The 22,136-nt window shown below is 64.2% G+C and carries 19 protein-coding genes; 3 read left to right on the forward strand and 16 right to left on the reverse strand.

Translation table 11 applies throughout. The annotated features are described in order from the left end of the window. Positions 1 to 17 precede the first annotated feature (17 nt). On the forward strand, positions 18 to 425 hold the full coding sequence (locus tag ACZY0X_RS26430) for an SDR family oxidoreductase (protein WP_463774649.1): 408 nt from the start codon (positions 18 to 20) through the stop codon (positions 423 to 425). Here the strand turns inward: ACZY0X_RS26430 and ACZY0X_RS26435 are convergent. Both ACZY0X_RS26435 and ACZY0X_RS26440 read right to left on the reverse strand, forming a co-directional pair. Further along, a complete protein-coding gene (locus ACZY0X_RS26435) occupies positions 411 to 1,244 on the reverse strand; it encodes a mycofactocin-coupled SDR family oxidoreductase (RefSeq protein WP_463774650.1) in 834 nt (277 codons plus the stop codon). The genes ACZY0X_RS26430 and ACZY0X_RS26435 overlap by 15 nt on opposite strands. A 69-nt stretch (positions 1,245 to 1,313) precedes the next feature. Beyond that, positions 1,314 to 1,637, reverse strand: coding sequence for an EthD family reductase (locus ACZY0X_RS26440; protein WP_463774652.1), 324 nt, complete (start codon positions 1,635 to 1,637; stop codon positions 1,314 to 1,316). Positions 1,638 to 2,061: 424 nt separating this feature from the next. On the opposite strand from ACZY0X_RS26440, the gene ACZY0X_RS26445 reads away from it, so the two are divergent. Continuing rightward, positions 2,062 to 2,955, forward strand: coding sequence for a TIGR03619 family F420-dependent LLM class oxidoreductase (locus ACZY0X_RS26445; RefSeq protein WP_463774654.1), 894 nt, complete (start codon positions 2,062 to 2,064; stop codon positions 2,953 to 2,955). A 56-nt stretch (positions 2,956 to 3,011) separates the two neighbouring features. Here the strand turns inward: ACZY0X_RS26445 and ACZY0X_RS26450 are convergent, their stop codons facing one another. The 13 genes from ACZY0X_RS26450 to ACZY0X_RS26510 form a co-directional block, all read right to left on the reverse strand. Then, the gene (locus ACZY0X_RS26450; RefSeq protein WP_463774656.1) at positions 3,012 to 3,944 is read right to left on the reverse strand and encodes an alpha/beta hydrolase; all 933 of its coding nucleotides are present in this window, start codon (positions 3,942 to 3,944) and stop codon (positions 3,012 to 3,014) included. After that, positions 3,941 to 4,669, reverse strand: coding sequence for an SDR family NAD(P)-dependent oxidoreductase (locus tag ACZY0X_RS26455; protein ID WP_463774658.1), 729 nt, complete (start codon positions 4,667 to 4,669; stop codon positions 3,941 to 3,943). Before ACZY0X_RS26455 ends, ACZY0X_RS26450 begins: the two co-directional genes overlap by 4 nt. Further along, a complete protein-coding gene (locus tag ACZY0X_RS26460) occupies positions 4,666 to 5,379 on the reverse strand; it encodes an SDR family NAD(P)-dependent oxidoreductase (protein WP_463774659.1) in 714 nt (237 codons plus the stop codon). Before ACZY0X_RS26460 ends, ACZY0X_RS26455 begins: the two co-directional genes overlap by 4 nt. After that, a complete protein-coding gene (locus ACZY0X_RS26465) occupies positions 5,372 to 6,598 on the reverse strand; it encodes a dihydrolipoamide acetyltransferase family protein (RefSeq protein WP_463774660.1) in 1,227 nt (408 codons plus the stop codon). The genes ACZY0X_RS26460 and ACZY0X_RS26465 overlap by 8 nt, the downstream gene beginning before the upstream one ends. 3 nt (positions 6,599 to 6,601) lie before the next feature. After that, positions 6,602 to 7,624, reverse strand: coding sequence for an alpha-ketoacid dehydrogenase subunit beta (locus tag ACZY0X_RS26470; protein ID WP_463774661.1), 1,023 nt, complete (start codon positions 7,622 to 7,624; stop codon positions 6,602 to 6,604). After that, positions 7,621 to 8,589, reverse strand: coding sequence for a thiamine pyrophosphate-dependent dehydrogenase E1 component subunit alpha (locus ACZY0X_RS26475; RefSeq protein ID WP_463774662.1), 969 nt, complete (start codon positions 8,587 to 8,589; stop codon positions 7,621 to 7,623). Before ACZY0X_RS26475 ends, ACZY0X_RS26470 begins: the two co-directional genes overlap by 4 nt. Then, positions 8,586 to 10,370, reverse strand: coding sequence for a hydantoinase B/oxoprolinase family protein (locus ACZY0X_RS26480; protein WP_463774664.1), 1,785 nt, complete (start codon positions 10,368 to 10,370; stop codon positions 8,586 to 8,588). Before ACZY0X_RS26480 ends, ACZY0X_RS26475 begins: the two co-directional genes overlap by 4 nt. Next, on the reverse strand, positions 10,370 to 12,412 hold the full coding sequence (locus ACZY0X_RS26485) for a hydantoinase/oxoprolinase family protein (protein ID WP_463774665.1): 2,043 nt from the start codon (positions 12,410 to 12,412) through the stop codon (positions 10,370 to 10,372). The genes ACZY0X_RS26480 and ACZY0X_RS26485 overlap by 1 nt, the downstream gene beginning before the upstream one ends. Before the next feature lie 80 nt (positions 12,413 to 12,492). Then, entirely contained in the window at positions 12,493 to 14,712 is a 2,220-nt protein-coding gene (locus ACZY0X_RS26490) for a xanthine dehydrogenase family protein molybdopterin-binding subunit (RefSeq protein WP_463774666.1), read from the reverse strand. Continuing rightward, positions 14,712 to 15,230 carry a (2Fe-2S)-binding protein gene (locus ACZY0X_RS26495; RefSeq protein WP_463774668.1) on the reverse strand — a complete coding sequence of 173 codons (519 nt, stop codon included), beginning with the start codon at positions 15,228 to 15,230 and terminating at the stop codon, positions 14,712 to 14,714. Before ACZY0X_RS26495 ends, ACZY0X_RS26490 begins: the two co-directional genes overlap by 1 nt. Continuing rightward, positions 15,227 to 16,066, reverse strand: coding sequence for an FAD binding domain-containing protein (locus ACZY0X_RS26500; protein WP_463774669.1), 840 nt, complete (start codon positions 16,064 to 16,066; stop codon positions 15,227 to 15,229). Before ACZY0X_RS26500 ends, ACZY0X_RS26495 begins: the two co-directional genes overlap by 4 nt. 9 nt (positions 16,067 to 16,075) lie before the next feature. Continuing rightward, positions 16,076 to 18,196, reverse strand: coding sequence for an oxidoreductase (locus tag ACZY0X_RS26505; protein WP_463774671.1), 2,121 nt, complete (start codon positions 18,194 to 18,196; stop codon positions 16,076 to 16,078). A 25-nt stretch (positions 18,197 to 18,221) separates the two neighbouring features. Then, a complete protein-coding gene (locus ACZY0X_RS26510) occupies positions 18,222 to 19,589 on the reverse strand; it encodes an aspartate aminotransferase family protein (RefSeq protein ID WP_463774672.1) in 1,368 nt (455 codons plus the stop codon). A gap of 138 nt (positions 19,590 to 19,727) precedes the next feature. On the opposite strand from ACZY0X_RS26510, the gene ACZY0X_RS26515 reads away from it, so the two are divergent. Then, the gene (locus ACZY0X_RS26515; RefSeq protein ID WP_463774674.1) at positions 19,728 to 20,516 is read left to right on the forward strand and encodes an IclR family transcriptional regulator; all 789 of its coding nucleotides are present in this window, start codon (positions 19,728 to 19,730) and stop codon (positions 20,514 to 20,516) included. Positions 20,517 to 20,560: 44 nt separating this feature from the next. On the opposite strand, the gene ACZY0X_RS26520 is transcribed toward ACZY0X_RS26515, so the two are convergent. After that, a complete protein-coding gene (locus ACZY0X_RS26520) occupies positions 20,561 to 22,033 on the reverse strand; it encodes an APC family permease (protein ID WP_463774675.1) in 1,473 nt (490 codons plus the stop codon). Positions 22,034 to 22,136: the final 103 nt, after the last annotated feature.

Below are 22,136 nucleotides of genomic sequence, written 5' to 3' on the forward strand. Positions count from 1 at the left end.
ACGCCTGCCCCCCCCCGATGGCCCTGCCTCGGTCGTTAACGCTCATCAACGCCTTCCAGTCGGAGAGGGATACGGGCGCCGACAGCTCGGCGAAAGCCGCAGTAGCAGCGTTAACTCGCTCTCTGGCAGTTGATCTCGCGCAATACGCGCTCACTGCGAAGTGCGTGTCTCCGGGTTGGACAACGACCCCGATGACCGAGATGGCTCTTGCACAGGTGACCCGAGAACAGCTCACGCGCGTGAATCCACTGGGTCGTGCAGCACCTGGTCTCCGACGCACCCGACTTTCTCACGGGGTCGAATATCACCGTCGACGGTGGCCAGACTGCGTTCATGGCCTCTTTCTGGGGGCCCTGCGGACCCCAGAAAAGTACGAGCGGCCGTTGCCTTGGACTTCCTCGCACATTAACTTACGACTTGACTGAGAATCCCGCATCGATGGTGAATGTGGAGGCGGTGACATAACGGCCGGACTCAGCCACCAAGTACAGAATTGCCCGGCTCACGTCGACCGAATCTATCCACGGGACCGGCAACAGGTGGGTACGGGCGAAACTGCTTGCCACGGAATGCTTTGTTGGTTGGGGGTTGTCGGGATCGAAGAGCCCCCACACGTGAGGATTCTGGATCATCTCGGTATCAACGCAGGTCGGATTCACCGAGTTGACCCTGATGCTGTGCTGGCCAAGCTCGCGCGCGAGAGAGGTCATCAAGCCGGTGATGGCGTGTTTCGAGGCGGAGTAAGAAGACATGTTCTCCTCACCCTTCAACGCTGCGGTCGAACCGATGAACACCACGGAGCCGCCATCGCCCTGTTCGATCATGGTGGGCACCGCGGCTTTGACGGTGTGCCATGCACCGTTGAGGTTTGTGTCGATCGTTTCCTGCCACGCGTCGGGTGTGATCTCCCAGGTCCGGCCGCCGGCGCAGATACCCGCATTGGGGATGACGATGTCGACACGCCCGAACTCAGCGAAGCCGCGGTCGAAAGCGCGTTTCACCTGGTCGAACTCGCGGACATCTGCCTGGGTCAGTACGGCCCTGGCGCCTGCTGCGGCGATCAACTTCGCTGTCTCATCGAGATCGGCCTCGCTGGGACCGGGGTAGCTCGTCGAGGCTGCGCCGGTACAGACGTCCAAGCCAATGATGTCGGCGCCCTCCGCCGCCAATGCCACGGCGTGGGAGCGCCCTTGCCCGCGAGCAACGCCAGTGATGAAGGCTACCCGTCCATTCAGCAATCCCATTTCAACCTCCTTACACCGGAGAGGTGGAGCGCGGCTGCGATGCGGTGATCGCTTCGCAGCAGTGCATTGTCATCGCAGATGCGCTTCATCCACCGCCAGGAATACCGTTTCGCCTGTCGAGGGGCCCATGAAGTTCACCTCATCGTCGAGCAACGCTGAGTACTCCTGCGATGCGAAAGCACTCCGCATCGACTCGACGTCCTCGTAGTAGACCTCGGCGATTCCGTCGTATCCCGTAGTGAAGCCGGGCTCATCGACCGGCCGGCATTGGACGTAGTGGCGCACCCCAGGAATCGCAAGCACTAAAGGACCATGTGTCTCGCGCCAGTGCTGCTCGAACTCCGCTGGAGTCAGGTCTGCTCGACGCTTCAACAACGTGACGGTCTTGATCATCGGAGCTCCTGTTAGCGCGCCTACGATGTACGCCGTGAACGCTACCCTAGTTCTGTCAGCGACATGCAGACGTTCACCTGTTCGCCACGCCGTCGCAGCCGTAACTCCTCTCGATTCCTCTGGGACAGGGGTTTTTTGGTCCCATCCGGTGCCCGACACTCGACCGCTGCCTCATGACGCACTACGATAAGTCGACACCAGGTATCGCTGACCGATCCCCGAAGCGAGGCGTCATCCGTGTCAGATCAGCTCCATCCCGACTCCGTCGATCACAATCGCGCAGCCCTACGGTCAAACACCCTGCTGGCTCGGCGATTCCATGGCCACGTCGCACTGGCCCACATGGGCACCAGCTGGCCTAGCCCGACGTATTGGGACCGATCCCATTGAACGGCCGTCACCTCACCCCTCGGATGGAGTCCCCATGAGCACACCCACGATCAGCACCATCTTGCCCAACAGCGGACCGCACGCTCAGAACTTGGGCATTGCCGCGATGGCCCGCGCCCTGGTCGAGGCCGGTACCAAGGGACTGTGGGTGAACGACCACGTGGTGATACAGGAGGAACCGATCACGGGCTACCCCTACAGCGCCGATGGCCGGATCACCTGGAATCCCGGGGACGACTACTTCGAGGCATTGAACACCTGCGCCTACCTTGCCGGTGCGATCGACGGCGACGTGACAATCGGCACCGCCGTACTCGTCTTGCCTCAGCGTCACGTGTTGCAGACCGCCAAAGAACTCGCCACCATAGACCAGCTCTCAGGCGGCCGGCTTCGGGTCGGGATCGGCGCAGGCTGGAACGCTCCCGAAATGGAGGCCCTCGGCCACCCCTTTGACACCCGAGGCGCACGCCTCGACGAGATGCTCACTGTCCTGCGCGATGCATGGTCGGGCCGCACGTCGGGGTTCGATGGGAAGACTATGACTATCCCCCCCGGTCTCTTGCTCTCCCCGCGGCCAACGGATCCGGCAGGGCCGCCACTCATCGTCGGCGGAATGACTGCGCCCGCCCTACGCCGCGCCGCGGTTGCCGGCGACGGATGGATGGGACTCGCGTTCGTCGACAAGTGGGACCACGGAGAGCTGGAAACACGACTGCGCCGGTACCGCGATACCTTCGCCGCCGCAGGGCGCGACGGGCGGCCTCTCGCAATCCTCAAACTGCATTGCACGGAGGCCGCTGTGGCTGAGCTGGCAGGATGCGTCGACCAAGCCGCCGAGCTGGGATTCGATGAGGTGATCGTCGAACTCCCCTGGGGGCACGGTGTTGACGAGGTCCAACACCTGCTCAGCTCGTTGGTCTCCCGCTAGCAGTAAACCCCCGGACCGCCCGCAGCGCAGGTGGTCCGGGGGTTTACTCGTACCGGCTACAGGTACTTGACGAACCAGTCCGCGCAAGCCTGAGCTGCCAGCTTCGTCTTCTCCGGATCGCGGTACATCTCGTGGTGATCGGTGTTGGCGACCACGTGGAGATCCTTCTTGGGCGTCGGAATGGCCTGGAACGTACGCGTTTCCAAGTCAGACCAGGTGAAGTCATCGGCGTCGGCAAGCACCATCAGGGTGGGGGTGTCGACCAGCTGCCGCACATGGGGTTCGACGGAATACTCCATCAACATCTCCGTGGACGCGACGGTGTTTCGATTCTCGTACGCGGGGGCCTCGGTCTCCTTGAGCATCTGGAACAACGGCGGGCTGCCCGGGAACGGCCAGGTGCACAGCTCCGCGTCGGGCGTCGTCGACGAGTGCTTCATGTACTCGTGCTCGCCGGTCGCGAAGCGCTTGCGCCGACTGGCCAGCACAGCAGCAGCGAGCCGTCGGAATCCCATGGTGCCGTGGGCCCGTCGCATCGTCTCCAGTCCGTCAACCACAGGGACTATCGACGCTACGGCTTTGACACGCGAATCGATGCCCCCGACGATGAGCACGTGCCCGCCGCTGTAGGAGATTCCCCACACACCGATGCGGTCCGCGTCAATCGATTCGAGCGTCTCGACGTAGCTGATGGCATTGCGATAGTCCTCGATCTGCCCCTGTGGATCAAGGTGTTGGCGCGGTTCTCCTGCGCTGCCACCGAATCCCCGATAGTCGAAGATCAACGAGGCGATCCCATGTTCGGCGAAGACTTTGGCGTAACGCGGCTGAACGAGCTCCTTGACATAACACCACCCGCCCGCCATCACGATGACGGGATGCGGCCCAGGACCTTCCGGTAGATACAGCTGGCCTTCCAGCTGAACATCTTCGCTGGTGAAATTCACGGTCTCGAACACGTACAACTCCTCGGTGTTGTGGTTGGTCATGCGGTGAGCCATCCGCCGTCCACTGGCAGGACGGCGCCGGTGATGTACGAGGCCTCATCAGAGGCGAGGAAGGCAATCGCAGCGGCTTGCTCATCCGGTTTGCCGAACCGCGCCATCGGTATCCGAGCGCGAAGTGCACCCGCGGCTGCGGGATCTTCGCGGAGCGTGCGATTCATCCCGGTTTCCGTCACGCCCGGCGCGATACCGTTGACACGAATGTGTTTGTCCGCCAGCTCTAGCGAGAAGGCACGTGTCATCATCAGGACCGCTGTCTTCGACGCGGTGTAAGCGACGTGGCGCGGCAGTGTGCTGAACGATTCGATTGAGCACACGTTGACGATCGCACCGGAGGCATTACGCCGCAGACATTGACGGACGAACAGCGCCGAAAGTCTGTACGGCGCCTCCACGTTCACGGCAAGCGTGGCTTCCCAGTCTTGGAGGCTGTGGTCTTCGACTGCCGCCCGGTGGAGCACGCCTGCGGCGTTGACCAGCACGTCGATTGGGCCCAAGTCCACCAAAGCATCGTCTGCCAGCGGTTGACTCAGGTCGTGGTGGATCGTCTGGACCGCCGGGCCCGAAGCGTCGAAGACCTCGGTGTCAATGGGTTCGCGATCGAGGGCGATTATTCGTGCTCCCTCGCTGAGCAGACGCGCACACGTCGCGGCACCAATTCCTGATCCTGCCCCCGTGACGAGCGCGGTTTTTCCGGTGAATCGACTCATGGCAGTCGGTATCCCCCATCGGCGTAGACGATTTCGCCCGTCATGTACGACGCCGCGGGACTTGCGACAAACGCGATCACCTCAGCGATCTCGGTCGGATCGGCTGGGCGACCGATCGGGATGGACTCGGGCGGGACCGACCCCGACGCCGGCGTCATCTCGGTGCGAATGATGCCCGGGGCGACTCCGTTGATCCGGATCCCGACAGGGGCCAGGTCATGCGCCATGGCGCGGGTGAGGCCGACGAGTCCGCCCTTGGTGATCGCATAACCCGCTTGCGGGGGTTCCTTCCAGGCGACTTCGGATTCGACCGAACACACATTGACGATGACGCCGGGATGTCGGCTTGGCAACCACCGCCGGACGACCTCCCGACTGAGAAGGAATGGGGCAGTGAGGTTGATGCGCAGTTGGCGGGACAATTGGCGCGGCTCCAGCTCCCAGCAGTTGCCGTAGACCAGTGCCGCGGCATTGTTGATCAGAACGTCGATGCGCCCACTACGGCGGATGACTTCGCGCACGACATGCTCACAGACACCGTCTTCGGCGATATCGAGTTCAAGCTGGGTGAAATGCTCGTCATCGATGTCGGTTGGTGTCCGGCTCACACCAACAACGGCGTAACCATGGGCCATCATCTTGATCGCCGTGGCATGTCCGAGTCCGCGGCTAGTGCCGGTGATCAGGGCAACGGGCTGATGTTCAGACACGGGCTGCTCCGTTGTCGGCCAGAGCGGTGTCGGCGAGGATCTCTGCCAGAGAATTGAGGAACCGAGCAGCGTCGGCCCCGTCGAGCGCGCGGTGGTCGGCAACAAGCACGCCCTCGGCGATGGTTCCGCCCCAGGCCGGCTGAACCTGGCCGAGCCCGAGTATCGCGACCTGTGGCGGGGTGAGCATCGGCACTACCGCGTCGCCGCCCAGTGCGCCGACGTTCGAGATCGAGAATGTTCCACCGCTCATGTCGGCAGGTAGCAGCCGCCCGTTGCGGGCGCCATCGACGACGCGGCGCCGCTCCCGGGCGAGTTCGCTCCAGCTGAGGGTGTCGCAATGGCGGATGACGGGCGCGATGACGCCGGAGGGGCTGTCGGCGGCCAGTGCGATCGCGGGCTCGCTGTAGCGGTGGCAGTCTTCATCGATGAACAGGCTGTTGATCTCTGGGTGGCGGACCAAGGCTTCCGCGGTGGCCTTGAGGATCACATCGGTCAACGTTGCGGGCACGCCGGTCGCCCGCAGCGAGGCGACGACCCGTTGAGCGGCGTCCATCGGCAGTTTCCGGTGTACGGAGAACTGTGGAATCGCCGCCGATCGCGTCATGGCCTTCGCCAACGCACGGCGGTGCCGGGACAGGGGCTCGCGCTGTGCCGCCGGGACCGCAGCGGTGCCGGCCACCTGCTGGACCGAAACGTTCTGGAGGCGTGGGCGCTTGCGGCGAGGCGGTCCGTATAGGGCGCCCGATTGCGCGAAGGTGCCGGTAGTGGTCGGGACGGGCGGGGGCGCTGCGGCTGTCTCGTCGGTTGCCGATGAGTCCTCGTCGGCGGCTGAGGGTACTTCTTGTGTCGCTAGGGCCGACTGCTCATGATTCGGGACGGGCGCGGGCGACTCCGGTGCGTCTTGTCCGTCGGCGTGGACCACGGAGCTTGCTGTCACGCGTTGAGACCGCAGCTCCTGCGAATCGAAGTGTTCGCCGACCGCGGCCAGCACTGCCAAGACGTCACCGGGCACCACCGAGTCGCCCACTGAGCGCAGTTGGGCTGCCAGCACACCGTCCTGGGGAGCTTCGACCTCCATGTTCGCCTTGGCGGTCTCCACCTCGACGATCGGGTCGCCCTCACGGAAGCTGGCGCCCTCATCGATGAGCCACTGAGCAATGATGGAGATTTCGTCGTCATCATCACCGAGCGATACCTTGGGCATCGGCATATCCAGCATGGCTCACTCCTCCCAGGAGGTCAGGCGGCGGAGAGCCTCGACAACGCCATCGGCGTCGGGGAAGACCAACTTCTCTAACGCCGGGGTGTACGGGGTCGGCACCGGGCGGCTGCCCAGGGATAAAGGCGGAGCTGCCAACACGTCATAGGCTTCGGTGTTCACCACTGCGGCCAGCGTCGAGGCGACTCCGAACAGCGGGGGGTCATCGGCCAGGCACAGAACTCGGCGGGTTCGGCGCGCTGACTCGGCGATCGCCTCGATGTCGAGCGGGCTCAGGCTGTCCAGACCGAGCACTTCGATGTCGACATTCTCATCGGCCATCCGCGATGCCGCCTCCAATGCCACCTTGACTCCGTAGCCGTAGGTCACGACGGTGGCGTCCCTTCCGCGTCGGTGCGTGGTCGACGTCATCGATCTGGGTACGGAGCCCCGCACGAGAGGTCCTGGCGCGCGGTAGAGGCGCATGTCTTCAAGGACCACCACGGTGTCTTCCTGGATCAACGCCCACCGCATCGCGTCGTAGGCACCCTGTGCGTCGGCTGGCACGAGCACCGTCAGACCCGGAACGGCCGAGAGGTAAGCATGTTGGGTCTGTGAATGCTGGGCGGCGAACGAGCCGAGGGGCCCCTGTCCAACCCGTACGACGAGGGGAACCCTGACCTGATCGCCGCTCATGTAGCGCAGTTTGGCGGCGTTGTTGATCAGTTGGTCCAGGCCGAGCAACAAGAAGCCGGAGAAGTCGACCTCGACGACGGGGCGCAATCCGCCCAACGCGGCGCCGACACCGCACCCCATGGTCCCTGCTTCCGAGATGGGCGTGTTGAGCACTCGGTCGGCCCCGAAGTGGTCGACCAATCCCTTGGTCGCGCCGAAGGGAAAGCCCGCCCGAATGTCCTGCCCGAGCAACACGATGGTGTCGTCGACGAACATCGCGTCTTCCTGCGCGGCGCATAGTGCCTCGGCGAAACTGTGCTGCGCGGTTGAGGGTTGGCCGGTGTCGGTGAGCGACTCTGCCGCTGCGGTCATCGCGCGACACCTCTCGTCAGTTCTTCTGGTCCTGGCATCGCGCTGTCACGCGCGAAATCCAGCGCTTGGTCGGCGCGACGTCGAGCATCGTTGTCGAGTTCGCTTGTGAGGTCGGCGTCGAGGCCACCTGCCCGGGCTATCAGGTCGATTGGATCGCGCTGCTTCCACTCGTTGAGTTCGTCCTTGGTCCGGTACACGCCGTGTGCCGGGTCGCCCCGGGAATGCCCCATGAACCGGTAGGTCAGGGCCTCGAGTACCGCCGGTCTGCCCTCGCGTGCTGCGGCGATCATCCGCGCGGCCGCCTCACGTACCGCTAAGACGTCCTGGCCGTCAACGGATTCGGCTGCCAGACCGAATGATTGTGCGCGTGCGACGAGGCCGGGGCCTGCGGTCGAGTCGGAATACGCAGTGGTGATGGCGAATGCGTTGTTCTCACACACATAGACCACTGGCAGCGCCCACAGCTCGGCGAGGTTCATGCTTTCGTAGAGGACACCCTGGTTGATCGCGCCGTCGCCGAAGAAGGCAACGCACACGTCTCCCCGGCCCCGGCGTCTGTGGGCGAGTGCCACGCCGGTGGCCAGCGGAATGGCGCTGCCGACGATGGCCATCGTGCCGAGAAATCCGTGCTCAATGTCGGTGGCATGCATCGAGCCGCCCTTGCCGCGTGACACTCCGTCGACTCGACCGCACAGTTCTGCCATCAGTCGGTTCGGGTCCACACCTTTGGCCAAGGCATGGGCGTGACCTCGATGATGGCTTAGAACTGTGTCCTCGGGGCGCAGCGCGCCGACGACTCCCACGGCGACGGCCTCTTGCCCGATCGACACATGCACGGTGCCGTGCACATCGCCCTGCTCGTAGCCGCGGTAGGCGGCCTGCTCGAAGCGCCGGATCAGAGACATCTCAGCGAAATACGCGGCAGCGACCTCGACGCTCACGGCGCGTTCGGCCTCCAGTGTCATTGGGCAGCACTTTCGACTCGCGGCGCTTCGCCGCGCTCAGCCCGTAGCGCTGCTGTCGCCTCGTCGTCGACCTGACCATCGTCGGACAGGGCGACGAGATAGATCTCCCGAGCCTGCCGCGGCGACACATACTCCGCGAGGACGTCCGCTGCGACATCAGCCGGAGCGCGCTTGGCTGGGTCGCCCCAGCCACCACCGCCGGCGGTGCATTGAGAGATAACCTCGCCTGCGTTGACCGCGACGTTGTAGGCCTTGCTACCGAACTCCGGTGCGGCGGGGCGTTCGTGGGATTGCCCTGGATTGATCGTGAACGCTGCGGGCGCGCCGGCAAGACCCTCGTCGAGACCCCACGGTGGTATCCGCACTCGGTTGGCCACAATCGAGACGGCGGCATCGTGGTCGAGGACGCGATGGTCTCGGCGAATGCCGAGCCCGCCGCGATGGACTCCCGGGCCCCCGCTGTCGGTGCGAAGTTCATAACATTCCACCCGAACTGGGAAGCGATCCTCGACGACCTCGACCGGTACATTCCACGTGTTGCCAACGATCGACCAGACGGCATTGAGTCCGTCACGGTTACGGTTACCGCCCCAGCCGCCTTCGGGGTATTCATAGATGACATACCGGCGCTTCGTGTGCGGATCCTTGCCGCTGATAATCATGTTGTTGGAGGAGCCGTGATCACACGCCATCACTTGTGGACCGCCGTCGTCCGACTGAGGGATGGTGGCCAGCGCCCGGAACACCGTGTTGTGGATCACGCAGGTGACCTCATTGCCACCGGTACAGGCCGCCGGGAAACGTGGATTGACGATACTTCTCTGCGGGGCAATGATTTTGATCGCACGGTAACACCCGGCATTGGGCTCGATGTCAGGGTCAGTGGCGGCCTGGAAGACCATGTAGACACCAGCGTGGGTGTAGCCCAGCACGCTGTTGAGGGGCCCGTCAACCTGTTCGGACGAGCCGGTGAAGTCGACCTCGGCTTCGTCGCCGCGGATGCGCACGGTTACGTTGATGGCGCGCGGAATATCAGTGATTCCGTCGTTGTCGATGAAGTCCTGCGCCTGGTAGTCACCGTCAGGCAATCGACTGATGGCCTCACGGGTGCGGCGCTCCGACTGGTCGAGAATCATCGTCATCGCCGCCGCCACTTGGCCGGCACCATGGCGTTCGGCTAGTTCGGTGAGCCGCCGAATGGCGGTGCGGTTAGCAGACATCTGGGCCTGCAGGTCCACTCGCAACTGCTCGGGCAGTCGGGTGTTGCCGATGATGAGGTCCAGCAGGTGCAGGTCAAGTACGCCGCCGCGGACGAGCTTGATCGGCGCTATCCGCAGCCCTTCCTGGTAGTTCTCACGCGCTTCGGAGTAAAAGCTTCCAGCAGCGGTGCCGCCGATATCCAGGTGGTGTGCCCGATTGACGGCGTAGCCGAGTAGTTCACCCTCATGAAAGATCGGGGCGACGAGGGTTACGTCGGGCAGATGAGTTCCACCCAGGTATGGGTCGTTGAGAATCACCATGTCGCCAGGATCGAGGCCCTCTTCGCCGAACGCGTCGGTCACTGCACCGGTGGCGAAAGCCATTGACCCCAGGTGGATCGGCAGAAATTCACCGTGACTGACCATCTGTCCCATGGCGTCGAAGACTGCACACGAGTAGTCGTTGCCTTCGTTGAAGATCGGTGAACAAGATGTCCTGGACAACGTGACGCCCATCTCGCGGGAGATCGAGGTCAGGCCGTGACCGATGACTTGCAGCGTGATTGGGTCGATCGCCGTCATCATGCACCTTCCTTCGTGATAATCAGACTGCCGCCCGCATCGCGCACCGCTCCCCATCCCGGCGGGACCAGAGTCGTGGCATCCTCTTGATGCAGCACTGCAGGGCCGTCCACGCGCTCGCCGATCTCGACAGCGCCACGATCGAGAACCGCTGCTTCGACGAAGTCGTCCAACGATTCGAAGTAGACCCGACGAGTGGACGCCTCGCCGCTGGACTCGACCTTGGCCCATTCCCATGACACGTCGGGATTGGTTTGCCGAGCGATACCGGTGACCCTCAGAGTGACCAATTCAACTGGTACATCGTTGAATTGATGACCGTACTGGCGTTCGTGGGTATCGCCGAAGGCGGTGATGAGCGCGCCCAGGGACTCAGCGGTGATCTCCAGTCCGTCATGGCGCACCGCCAGTTCGTGCGCTTGCCCGGCGTAGTGCAAGTTGGCCCAGAGCTCGAAATCCACCGCGTCGCGCTCGTAGTCCTCTTCTAGGAGCAGCTCGCTGACCTCATTGACAAGGTCGAGCGCGGCCGTGTGCACCGCGGAGACCTCGAGTTCGACCAGTGGCCTGTTGATGGAACGCAGCGCGTCGCGGCGGGGCTGCGCAAGGGTGGCGCCAAAGGCCGAAGTACAGCCAGGGAACGGCGGGACGATGACCGTGTTGATGTCGAGGTGGTCAGCGATGTCGAGGGCGTGGACCGGTCCGCCGCCGCCGAAGGGAACCAGCGCGTACGAGCGCGGATCACGACCACGCTGCACGGATATCGTGCGCACCGCATTGACCATCGTGGCGTTGACCAGGCGGACGATGCCGGCCGCTGCTTTCTCGATCGAAATGCTCATGGGGCCGGCGATGTGGCGGTCGATGACCTCACGCGCCGCATCGAGCCTCAGGGTGAGTTGGCCGCCCAGCGGCGTGCCCTCGCTGTAGCGGCCCAGCACGAGGTTGGCGTCGGTGACGGTCGGCTGGGTTCCACCGCGGCCGTAGCACGCTGGACCGGGAGTGCTGCCGGCTGAGGCGGGGCCCACCCGCAGGGCACCACCGGTGTCAAGCCAGGCGATCGACCCGCCGCCCGCTCCGATGGTGTGGAGGTCGAAGGTCGGGTAGGCGATGTCAAGGCCGCCGACGCTCATGTCGAGGCGCTCGTCAGGCACGCCGGCCTGTATTCCCGACACATCGCAACTTGTGCCGCCCATGTCGAGTGTCAGTACGTTGGGCTTCCCGGCTTGGACCGCGAGCCAGCGCGCGGCCGACACTCCGCCGGCTGGCCCGGACATCAGGGTGGGTACCGGTGATCCTGCAGCCGCCGTAGCGGCCAGGGCCCCGCCGGAATTCGTCATTACCGACAGCCGGCCTGGCGCGACGTCGCGCCGCTCGAGTTCTGCGCTGAGCTGGCCGACGAAATTGCGGACGACCGGCGCCACGAACGCCGCGGTCACGGTGGTCGATGTCCGCTCGTATTCGCGGATCACGGGCAGGACGTCACTGGAACAGAACACCGCCTCTGCGCCACCGTCTTCGGTGATGATCTCCAGCGCGCGTCGCTCGTGGGTGGCATTGCGGAACGAGAACAGAAACGAGATCGCGACCGCGGTGACACCCTGCGCGCGCAGGTCGCGCCAGGCGGCGCGCACACCGTCCTCATCGAGCGCCGTCACGATGTCCCCGTCAGCACCGACTCGCTCGCGGATCTCCTTGCGAAGATGCCGGGGAACCAGTGGGGTGGGGATGGTTTCGTTGAGGTCGAAGAGCTTGTCGCGGTGCGTGCGGCGAATCTCCAGGACATCGCGGAAGCCAGCCGTTGTGAGCAACCCCGTTACCGCGCCGCGCCGCGTCAGGATTGCATTGAGCCCCAGCGTGGTTCCCAGTTTGACGTGGCTGACATCCGCGCCGTTGACTCCGGCTGCGTCGAAGGCGGCCATGATCCCGTCTGCGGGCTGGTGATAGTCGGTGGCGGCTTTGAAACACCTTGCCTGACCGGTCTGTTCGTCCAACACGACAACATCAGTGAAGGTGCCGCCGACATCGATTCCGATTCTCTTCACGCTTTTCCTACCTCGAATCTTCCCCACTGTGAGGGGCAACACTACTTAGGGCTATATCGCTCGTCAACACACTAGTTCGGTCATCGATATGCCTCGAGAATCAGGGAGGCTGGGCTCATCGGCAACGTGGTGAGCGCAATGCCGGCGCCGTCCTCGATCGCGGCGGCGATCACCGCCGGCGGCAGGATGATCGGTGCTTCACCAACACCCTTGGCCCCATTCGGGCCTTCCCCGCTCGGGCGGCTCACGACCGGGTGGATGACGATCTCCTCGGGCACGTCGCCGGCCGTAGGCAGTCGGTAGTCGACGAAGTTGGCGTTGGTCGTACGTCCGGCAGCGTCGATCTGCTGCCTCTCGAGAAGTGCCTGGCCGATGCCTTGGACAATGCCACCTTCGATCTGTCCCCGAAGTCCCACCGCGTCAACGACGCAGCCGACATCGTGAGCGGCGACGTACCTCTTGACTTTGACCCGGCCGAGGTCGCGATCGATGATCACCCAGGCCCCTTGACTATGGAACGTGGGTTCGTGGAAGACCGGTATGCGCATGTCCGATGTGGTCGCTTCGTCGTAGTCGACAGCAGCGGCTTGAAACCGCCCCTTCCCTATCACCGCGCCATTCGCGGCCGCTGCCGCTGCGACCTCGCCGAGCGGCCGGCGTGATCCTTCGAGACCTCTGATTGCGACTTGACCGTTGGATAGGTCGACCACGCCCGGATTGACCCCCAGGTGTTCAGCCAGGATGGCTTTCACCTCGCCGACCGCGGCCAGCGCAGCGTTGCCAGCTCCATATAGCGTGCGGCTGCCCTCGGAGCCGAAATCTGGCGGTGCATCGGTGCTTCCACCCATGATTCGCACTCTGCCGACGGGGATTCCCAGGGCTTGCGCCACCAAGTTGCGGAGGCCGCTGACCACGGCGCCGGTCCCGATCTCGGTCGCCCCGGTGTAGACGGTCGCACCTCCGTCTTCCTCAAGACGTACGGTGACCGCGGAGGCACCGGGTGCGGTAAACCACCAGCAGACGGCCTGCCCGAAGCCGTGCGCGTAGCCCGGCGGGAGCGAGATCTTGCTGGCCTCCCTTCGCCAGCGGGCCAGGTCCTGTGCGACTCGATCCACGCACTCCTCGACAGGCGGGTCGATGATCAACTGCCCCGTCGGGCCCAGCGAACCGTGGGTCATGAAGTTTCGTCTCCGCACCTCCATCCGATCCACGCCGAGGCGGCGAGCGATATCGTCCATATGGCGCTCGATTGCGAACGACATCTGCGGACCAGACGGCGACCGAAACGAGCCCGTCGGTTGCAAGTTCGTACTGACAGCGTGGATCGCGCAGTCCACCACGGGGATGTCATAGGGGCCGCACGCCTGCATCGCGCCCATGGAGGTGATGTACGGGGTGTCAATCACGTACGCGCCGGAGTCGTAGTAGCCAACTACCCTGCGGGCGAGGATCTTGGCCTCCGCTGTGACAGCTGAGGCCATCCGCACGAAAGCGCCTTCACGGGGATTCGACGCCGTCAAGTCGTCGCCGCGAGGGCAGACCACTTGCACGGGACGTGCCGCGGCCTTGGCCAATGCCACAGCATGCGGAGCCAGTCCCTGATGCAGCTTTCCCCCGAAGCCCCCACCGAATGTGGGCACTTCTACTACCACGTCGGCCAACGGCAGCTCGAAGAGATCGGCGAGTGTGCTGCGCACCTGGAACGGCGCTTGTGAGGTCATTACCACTCGGAGTCGGCCGTCATCGTCGAATGATGCCAGCACGGCGCGCAATTCGATGTAGCCCTGGTTCACGCGCGAGGTGCGGATCTCTGTCTCGACGATCGTGACGTCATCCCGGGACCAGATCTGTTGGTCATCGCCCCGAAGCACCCGCGACGGTGGCAGTGCGTTAGGTAGTCCGCTGCGGACCTGGGGGCTGGACGGGTCCAGCGCAGCGTCGAGGGTGAGCACCGGCTCGTGGACGTCATAGTTCACCTGGACACGTTGCGCGGCCGCCTCGGCCAGTGCCCGGGTGGTCGCGGCCACGAGAGCCACCGGCTGGCCCACGTAACGGACTTCCGCGCCGGCCAGGATGGGTTCGTCGGGGTCGACATCGCCATACAGCTTCTGAGGGACGTCTGCTGGTCCCAACGCGGCCACGACCCCGGGAGCCCGGCGCGCGGCGCTCACGTCGACGTCGATCACCGTGGCTCGGGCATGTGGGGATCGGACGACGACGCCGTGCAGCATCCCCGGCGGGTAATGGTCCTGGGTGTAGCGCGCTTTCCCGCGTGCCTTGGCCATGGCGTCGCTGCGCATCAGAGTGTTCCCTTTTCGTCGCCGAGAGGCCACCGGTTGATCCTGCTTGCCGCCGCACGCACAGCAGCGAAGATCGGTAGGTACCCCGTGCAGCGGCAGAGGTTGCCGCTGAGCAATTGCGTGATCTCGGCGTGGTCGGGTGCACTGCCTAGTTCGCGGATACCTGTCGTGATCGCCACGACGAAGCCTGGTGTACAGATACCGCATTGCACCGCACCGGCTTTGCCGAGTTCTTCGATCACGATTGCACCGTCAGAGAGCTGGGACAGTCCGGTCGCGGTCTGCACGGTCGATCCTTGAGCCTCGGCGGCGAACACCAGGCAGCTGTCGATCGCCTGGCCGTCGAGCACGATCGAGCAGGCACCGCAGTCACCGGTTCCACAACCCCACTTCGGAGCTGTGACACCGCAGTCCTCACGCAGGGTGTGCAGCAGCAGCTTGTCTGCGGCGACCCCGACAGTCATCGGCTGACCGTCGACGTCGAAGTCGAGCCTCACCTCGTGGTCATGTCCTGTCATCGGCCAACTCCTGCTGCCTGCAACGCTCGCCGGGTAATGCGCGCCACGAGGACGGACACCGTGTGCCTGCGAAATTCCGCAGTTGCTCGCACGTCGTCGATGGGCGAACACCCGGTGGCCGCGGCGCGTCCAGCTTCCGCGAGCTGGGCATCGCTCGGACGGCCGAGTAACAGGTGCGCCGCCGTGTGCGCAAGCACAGGCGTGGGGGCCACCCCTCCAAGCGCGATGCGCGCTCCCGTGCACTCACCGTCGGCAACCTGAACCGCGACCGCAACACCCACCACGGCGAGATCGAGCGAATCTCGGTACGTGAATCGCTCGTAGACACTGGCACCGTTCACAGCCGCGATGTGGAATGCAGTCACGATTTGACCGCGTCCAAGAACGGTCCTTCCCGGCCCGCTGATGAACTGCGCCAGCGGCACCAACGTCGTGACCTCGCCGTCGTACATCTCCACCTGCGCGTCCAGAGCTAGCAGCGGCGGAAGGGTGTCACCGGCAGGCGATGCACGACAGACGTTGCCGCCCAGAGTGGCTCGAGCCCGGGTTTGCGGTGCACCCACGACCCCCGCGCCATCGGACAGCCCTTGCAAGTACGGTGTCCGGGCGCACTGAGCGACCCGCCGCATCGTCGCCGTCGCGCCGATGCGCGCCCGGGTGTCGGTGATGTCGATCTGGCCCAGATCCGCCGCGTGCTTGATGTCGATCGCAGTACTCACCTCAAGTCCGTTGGCGCGCATCGTGATCAGATCAGTCCCTCCCGCCAGGAGGACGGCACCGTCGGCATCCGCCATCGCGACCGCCTCAGCCGCCGACTGGGCTCGCAGGTAGCGCATGACGTTGCCCTACACCGACGCAGGAAGGACGGTGCCGGGCGCGAGCACCAACCTCTCCCGCCGAAACGGCAACGGAGTCTGCGGATCGGGTGTGTCGATCTCTCTCCCCAGCCGGTGGCCGTCCCACACGGAGTCGGCGATCCTACGCGGTATCAAACAGTCACCGGCCCGGTAGACGCCACTGATCCCAGCAGCGCTGAGCGCCTCGGGGTCTGCAGTGAGATCTCGGTACAGCTCGGCGTGAGCCATCCGTTGGGTGACCAGGACCACGCTGTCAGCGGGCAGGACGGCGCGGTCGCCGGTCATGATGTTGCTCACCGATACCGAGTCGCTGTCGACTGAGTTCAGCGTGGTGTAGGAGAGCAGAGCCACCTTCAGGTCGTGCAGGCGATGGTGCACGGCCTCGAATTCACCTGTGTTGCGCAGGAATTCGCCGAGTTCCGGGGTCGGCGAAGCCACCGTCACGCGCTTGCCGAGGGCGGCGAGCTTCTCGGCGAGTCCAAGCGCCATGTAGTAGCCGTCGCAGTCGTAGATGAACACGTCTTGGCCGCTCACCTCACGCCCGTCTCGCATGATGTCCTCGGGGGTGTAGATGCGGCCGCCGGCCTCGGCCGCGCCGGGTATGGCCGCTCTCGACAGCGGGTTGTCACCTGTCCGGCTCCAGCTGGAGCCATTGGTGCACACGATGAGATCCGCTCCGTAGTCACGGACCTGATCTGCGGTCATCCGGGTGTTGAGGATGATCTCCACGTTGGGCAGCTTGGCGAGCTGGATCTCGCGCCAGTCCAGCACCCGCCGCCATTGGCCGAGCCCTGGAAGGTTGGCGATCCAGTCGAGAGAACCGCCCATCCGATCCGCGGCGTCGACGATGTGAACGGCACTCATGCCTCGTTCACCGAGCACGCGCGCGCACTCCAAGCCGGCCGGACCGGCGCCGATCACCAACACGTTGCGGTCGGCGTTGCGAGCGCGCGAGAAGATCTCCGGATGCCAGCCTCGGCGGTACTCCTCGCCGACAGTGGCGTTCTGTGTGCAGATCAGGCGCGAATTGAGGCCCCAGACATTGCCAATACAGATGTTGCACCCGATGCACTCACGGATGTCCTCGAAGCGTCCTTCTTCGATCTTGCGGGGCAGGAACGGGTCAGCGATCGACGGGCGGGCGGCCCCGATGATGTCGAGCTCTCCGTCACGGACCGCCTCCAGCATCCTGTCTGGGCTGACGAACCGCCCAACGCCCATCACCGGCTTGGTCGTGTACGGCTTCACCTGTTTCATCCACTGCGCGTTGAATCCCTCTTCGTGGGTGCGACTTGGTGCGCTGTCGATGAACCAGTTGGTATGAGTGCCGACCTGCAGGTCCCAGAAGTCCACGAGATGGTCGAGGGCCTGAATGACCTGGACACCCTCTTCGGCGGCGGTTATGCCGGCTTCACCACGCTGGCTTTCGAAGCCGAACCGTACGCCCACGGCGCAGTCTTCGCTGACGGCTTCGCGGACCTGCTCGACGGTCTCGCGGAGAAAGCGCATCCGGTTCTCCAGCGAGCCGCCGTACTCGTCGGTGCGCTTGTTGTAGTACGGCGAAAGGAACTGGTGCGCGATGGTGTGGAAGTGTCCAGCGTAGATGTTCACCACATCGAAGCCAGCTTGGCGAGCTCGATTGGCGGCTGCGACGTAGAACGTCTGCAGCTCTCGTATCTCGGCAACCGACATCTCGTAGGCGCCCTTGGTGAAGACCTCGTCTGAGTAGTAACCCGCCGAAACGCCACGGGCGGCGGCCCGTGTCTCCAGGTTCGCCGCTTCGAAAGAGCCGTACCATAATTCGACTCCGGCCAAGGCGTCGTGCTTGTGCACTTCGTCGCACAGCACCGAGAGGTTGCGGACGTCGTCCTCGTCCCAAAGCCGCGCGAAGTTTCGCGGAAAGTCATCACTTTCGGGGCTCACGGAACAGTATTCGGTGTTGACCAGGGCCCACCCACCTTCTGCCTTAGTCGCCCGCAATGCCGCCTGGCTCAGGGGGAAGTCGGTGCCGAAGTGTGTGCAGTGTGGAACCTGGACGAACCGGTTCTTCAGCGTCTTCGGGCCGATCTTGATCGGGTCAAACAGTATGTCGTAACGACTTTCGCGCACGGTGGCTTCCTTCTTTCGCCTGGGCTCAGGCAGTTCGGGACAGAACGTTGTCGACGGCTTCGAGCACCCTGTCCACGTGGGACTGCTCATGGGCGCTCGAGGTGACGGCAGGATGGATCGGCGGCCACAGGACACCCTCGGCAACGCAACCGAGGAGGATGTCCGCTGTGCGCCCGAGATCACCTCGCAGAACGTCCCGTCGGTTGCGGACCTCGGTCACCCCCAGATGGATCTGCAGAATCGAGCCCACTCCGGTGACCACCGCCTCCAGTTCGTGGCGGAGGAAAAGTGCACGCAACCCGGTGCGCAGCGCCTCGCCAGCCGCGTCGGCACGCGCGATCGCGTCGGTTGTCTCCAGAACGGTCAGGCACGCCGCGCCGGCGGCGATGGACATGGGGTTCTCCGTGAACGTGCCGGACTGAAATATCTTGCGGTCACCTGCATCTGAACCCAGCGTCGCCTGCATGAGGTCAGCCCGTCCCCCGAACGCCGCCAGCGGCAGACCGCCACCCAATGCCTTGCCGATCGTCACCAGATCCGGCGTCACACCGAGATACGCAGGAGCACCAGGCAGGCCCAGCCGCAGCGCGCACAACACTTCGTCGAAGATCAGAACAATTCCATGTGCGCGCGTCACGTCACGAACTGCGGAGGCGAACGCCCGGCTGGCGGGCACAGCACCCCCGCTGGAGAAGCTGACCGGCTCCATGATGACAGCGGCGAGCTCGTCGGCATGCTCGGCGATGATGGCCGCCGCGTTCTCCGGGTCGTTGTACGGCAGCACAATTGTCTCGTCCAACAATCGCAGGCTCAGGCCCGCATAGTCGAGTACCGGCTCTGGCCGTGATGGGCTACCGGTGGTCGACACGGCGTGCGTCGACACGAGGAACGCATCGTCCGACCCGTGGTAGTTACCCTCGAACTTGGCGATTTTGGTGCGGCCTGTGGCGGCGCGGGCCACCCGCACCGCCGAACGCGTCGCCTCCGAACCGGTGTTGACGAAGCGCAACTGCTCCAGGTGGGGCATATGGCCCTGCAGCCGCTCTGCGTATTCGATGGAAGCAAAGTTCGGCATCATCGGGTTGAACATCCGCTCGGCCTGAGCGCGTACCGCGGCGACCACGGCGGGATGGCTATGGCCAAGCAGAAGTGGCCCCGCGCCCATCAGAAGGTCCACGTAGCTGCGGCCGTCGGCGTCAGTCACCATCGCGCCGGAGGCTTGGTCGACAAAGATCGGGTAAGGCGCGAAGAACTTGGCCTGTCCGCTGACGCCCTGCGGGAAGATCCGCTGCGCCCGCTCCCAATACTGTCGGCTGATGGGGGTGGCACTTTCGTACCGCGACGTGGTATCGCCGCTGCGCGTCTGCGCAGCTGATCGCGAATCAAGGGACATGTCGACCTCCTGGGGCGGCAGCTAGTATCGTGCGTATCGCTGAAAGAAACGGATGTTCGTTTTTCACCGCGGCGGCGATGGTGCTGTGACCTCGCTGGCGCGTTCGAGACGTGGGGTGAGAAGAGGAGTGGATGACTTATGACGCAACACGCGGGTGATCCCGATCCGCGCTACCACCTCGAAGCCGCCGCGCGGACGATGGAACTGCTGCAGGCTGTCGGCGAGAAGGGGCCGATCTCCCTCGCGGCGTTGACCGCTGAGCTCGGATGGACCAAGCCGATGGTGTACCGGCTCGTCCGCACGCTGCATTCCGTGGGAGCGTTGCGCTCGGACGACGACGGTTACAGCCTGGGCCCGATGATGATCTCTCTCGGTTATGCCGCGTTGCAGTCCGTCCGACTTATCGACGCGGCCCGATCCACCCTGGGACGCATCCACCGCCAGACCAACGAATCGGTGATCCTCACCGTCTTGGATCACACCGACATCGTGTACGTCGACTTCATCGAGGGCGATCATCTCCTGGTCTCCCGTGCGCGGTTGGGGACACGCCTGCCTGCCTCCACTACTTCCAGCGGCCACGCCCTGCTGTCGCGTCACACCGATGAGGAACTCGAAGAGCTGTTCAGCGGATACGCCTTTCCCGCAAGGGTTTCCAATGCCGTGTCCTCGCTGGCAGCGCTGCGGCGTCGGATCAGTCCGGTGCACCGCAACGGATTCGCATTGATTGACCAGGAGCTGACCGCCGGCCATCGCTCGGTGGCGGCACCGGTGATCGATCATGCGGGTCGTGTCGAGGCGGCCGTGAGCATTTCGGTCCCGTCGGCGCGTGTTTCGGTAACCGCTCTGCGCCAGATGGCCGTCGAGGTGCTGGTCCCAACGGTCAGCGCACTCAGCGGCGAACGCGGGGCAGTGCCTGCGCGCTGATGTGTCGGACACATTAATCCCTGGCCGGCTGTCGAAGCACTCCGTCATCCGAGGCTGCGCCCCAGTGCGGCGTAGACGTCGGGCTTGCGTGCCCGGTAGTACAGCGCAACGCCGACACCGAGAAGTAGGAGTCCGTAGACGACGGCGCAGAACAGGATCGATGAGGCGGGATCACCACTGGTCAACAACGTCAGATTCTTGGTGATGAGAATGAGGGTGAGGATCAGGCAAGCCGCTGCGATCGTCGGTGCGATGACACGCACCCACACCGACTCGGTGCCGGGGTTGCGGGCGAAGAACACCACAACAGCGATGCTCATCAGCGTGTACAAGACGATGAGCGCGAGCGTTCCGGCGCCCAGCATGAACGAGTACTGCTGCAGGAAGCTCAGGCTCGAGAGCGCAAAGGGAATCGCGACCACGATCGCGATGGCGGAGATGCCCATCGATGCGACAAAGGGCGACCCGTGTCGCGGGTGCACCCGTCCAAAGATGGCCGGGGCCGCATTGTCTGTCGCCAGGGAGAACAGGTACCGGGTGGCGGTGTTGTGGATGGCCAGCACCGCGGCCAACGAACTGGTGACCAGCAGAACGTTCGCGACGTCGGAGACGAAAATGCCCAGGTAGTTCTGGATCGCATCGATGGTCATGGCGCTGGTGTCGTTCGTGGCGACGTCGACGGCGTTGCTCGGACCGTATGCGGTGATCAGCATGTAGGAGGACACCGCGTACAGGGCACCCAGTAGTGCGATCGAGCCGAAGGTGGCGCGCGCGATGGTCTTGTTCGGGTCGCGCACCTCCTCCCGATAGATGGCAGTCGACTCGAATCCCGTGAAGGTCAGGATTGCGAACATGAGTGCCAGGGGTACCGAGCCCGACAGAATGCTGTCGGGTGCGAAGGGTGCGGCGCTGAAGCCCTCAGGGCCGCCTTGGGCGATGACGAACAGATCGAAGATGGCGACGACGATGACTTCGGCGCCGAGCAGGATGCCAAGAACCTTGGCAGAAAGGTCAATTCGGAAGTGTCCCAACACTGCCGCGAACAACCATATGAACAGCGCCCAGAATGCCCACGGCATGCTGGGACCGTTGAACTTGCCGTGAATCAACTGGTCAGCGGCGGCACCGCCGAGAAGGTAGGTCCCCACCAGAAGTCCGAGATATCCCAGTACCGCGACATAGGAGGCTCCGAGTCCGACGGGCTTGCCCAGACTTGCACTGATATAGGCATAGAAGCCGCCGGGCCGGGGAAGGCGTCGCACCATCGCGACGAAGCCGACCGCGAAGACCGTCAACATGATCCCTGCGATGATGAAGATCGATGGGGCTCCAATGCCGTTGCCCACCCCGATGACGACCGGGATCGTCCCGCTCATCGTGATCAGTGGCGCTGCAAATGACAGGACCGTGAGGATGAGACCGAGGGTTCCCATTTGTCCCTGTAGCTGACGGGGCGGACCGCCCGTTCCGCCCTGATCGTCGACCATCTCGCTGTTCGGTGTCAGTTCAGAACTCATGCATGGCTCCAAATATGGCTGAGAAGGGGATGTCTGGGGGCACAGAGAGTCGGCCGGAGCTACCAGGTGGCTGTGACCGAGGTCTCGCTGTCGCACCATGGAA

Source organism: Mycobacterium sp. IDUB_39, assembly GCF_055419205.1.

Bases quoted from the DNA above. Each gene is read 5' to 3' on its own strand.
- ACZY0X_RS26430 (WP_463774649.1), top strand. From the start codon at position 18: ATGGCCCTGCCTCGGTCGTTAACGCTCATCAACGCCTTCCAGTCGGAG.
- ACZY0X_RS26435 (WP_463774650.1), bottom strand. From the start codon at position 1,244: ATGGGATTGCTGAATGGACGGGTAGCCTTCATCACTGGCGTTGCTCGC.
- ACZY0X_RS26440 (WP_463774652.1), bottom strand. From the start codon at position 1,637: ATGATCAAGACCGTCACGTTGTTGAAGCGTCGAGCAGACCTGACTCCA.
- ACZY0X_RS26445 (WP_463774654.1), top strand. From the start codon at position 2,062: ATGAGCACACCCACGATCAGCACCATCTTGCCCAACAGCGGACCGCAC.
- ACZY0X_RS26450 (WP_463774656.1), bottom strand. From the start codon at position 3,944: ATGACCAACCACAACACCGAGGAGTTGTACGTGTTCGAGACCGTGAAT.
- ACZY0X_RS26455 (WP_463774658.1), bottom strand. From the start codon at position 4,669: ATGAGTCGATTCACCGGAAAAACCGCGCTCGTCACGGGGGCAGGATCA.
- ACZY0X_RS26465 (WP_463774660.1), bottom strand. From the start codon at position 6,598: ATGCTGGATATGCCGATGCCCAAGGTATCGCTCGGTGATGATGACGAC.
- ACZY0X_RS26470 (WP_463774661.1), bottom strand. From the start codon at position 7,624: ATGACCGCAGCGGCAGAGTCGCTCACCGACACCGGCCAACCCTCAACC.
- ACZY0X_RS26475 (WP_463774662.1), bottom strand. From the start codon at position 8,589: ATGACACTGGAGGCCGAACGCGCCGTGAGCGTCGAGGTCGCTGCCGCG.
- ACZY0X_RS26480 (WP_463774664.1), bottom strand. From the start codon at position 10,370: ATGACGGCGATCGACCCAATCACGCTGCAAGTCATCGGTCACGGCCTG.
- ACZY0X_RS26490 (WP_463774666.1), bottom strand. From the start codon at position 14,712: ATGCGCAGCGACGCCATGGCCAAGGCACGCGGGAAAGCGCGCTACACC.
- ACZY0X_RS26495 (WP_463774668.1), bottom strand. From the start codon at position 15,230: ATGACAGGACATGACCACGAGGTGAGGCTCGACTTCGACGTCGACGGT.
- ACZY0X_RS26500 (WP_463774669.1), bottom strand. From the start codon at position 16,066: ATGCGCTACCTGCGAGCCCAGTCGGCGGCTGAGGCGGTCGCGATGGCG.
- ACZY0X_RS26510 (WP_463774672.1), bottom strand. From the start codon at position 19,589: ATGTCCCTTGATTCGCGATCAGCTGCGCAGACGCGCAGCGGCGATACC.
- ACZY0X_RS26515 (WP_463774674.1), top strand. From the start codon at position 19,728: ATGACGCAACACGCGGGTGATCCCGATCCGCGCTACCACCTCGAAGCC.
- ACZY0X_RS26520 (WP_463774675.1), bottom strand. From the start codon at position 22,033: ATGAGTTCTGAACTGACACCGAACAGCGAGATGGTCGACGATCAGGGC.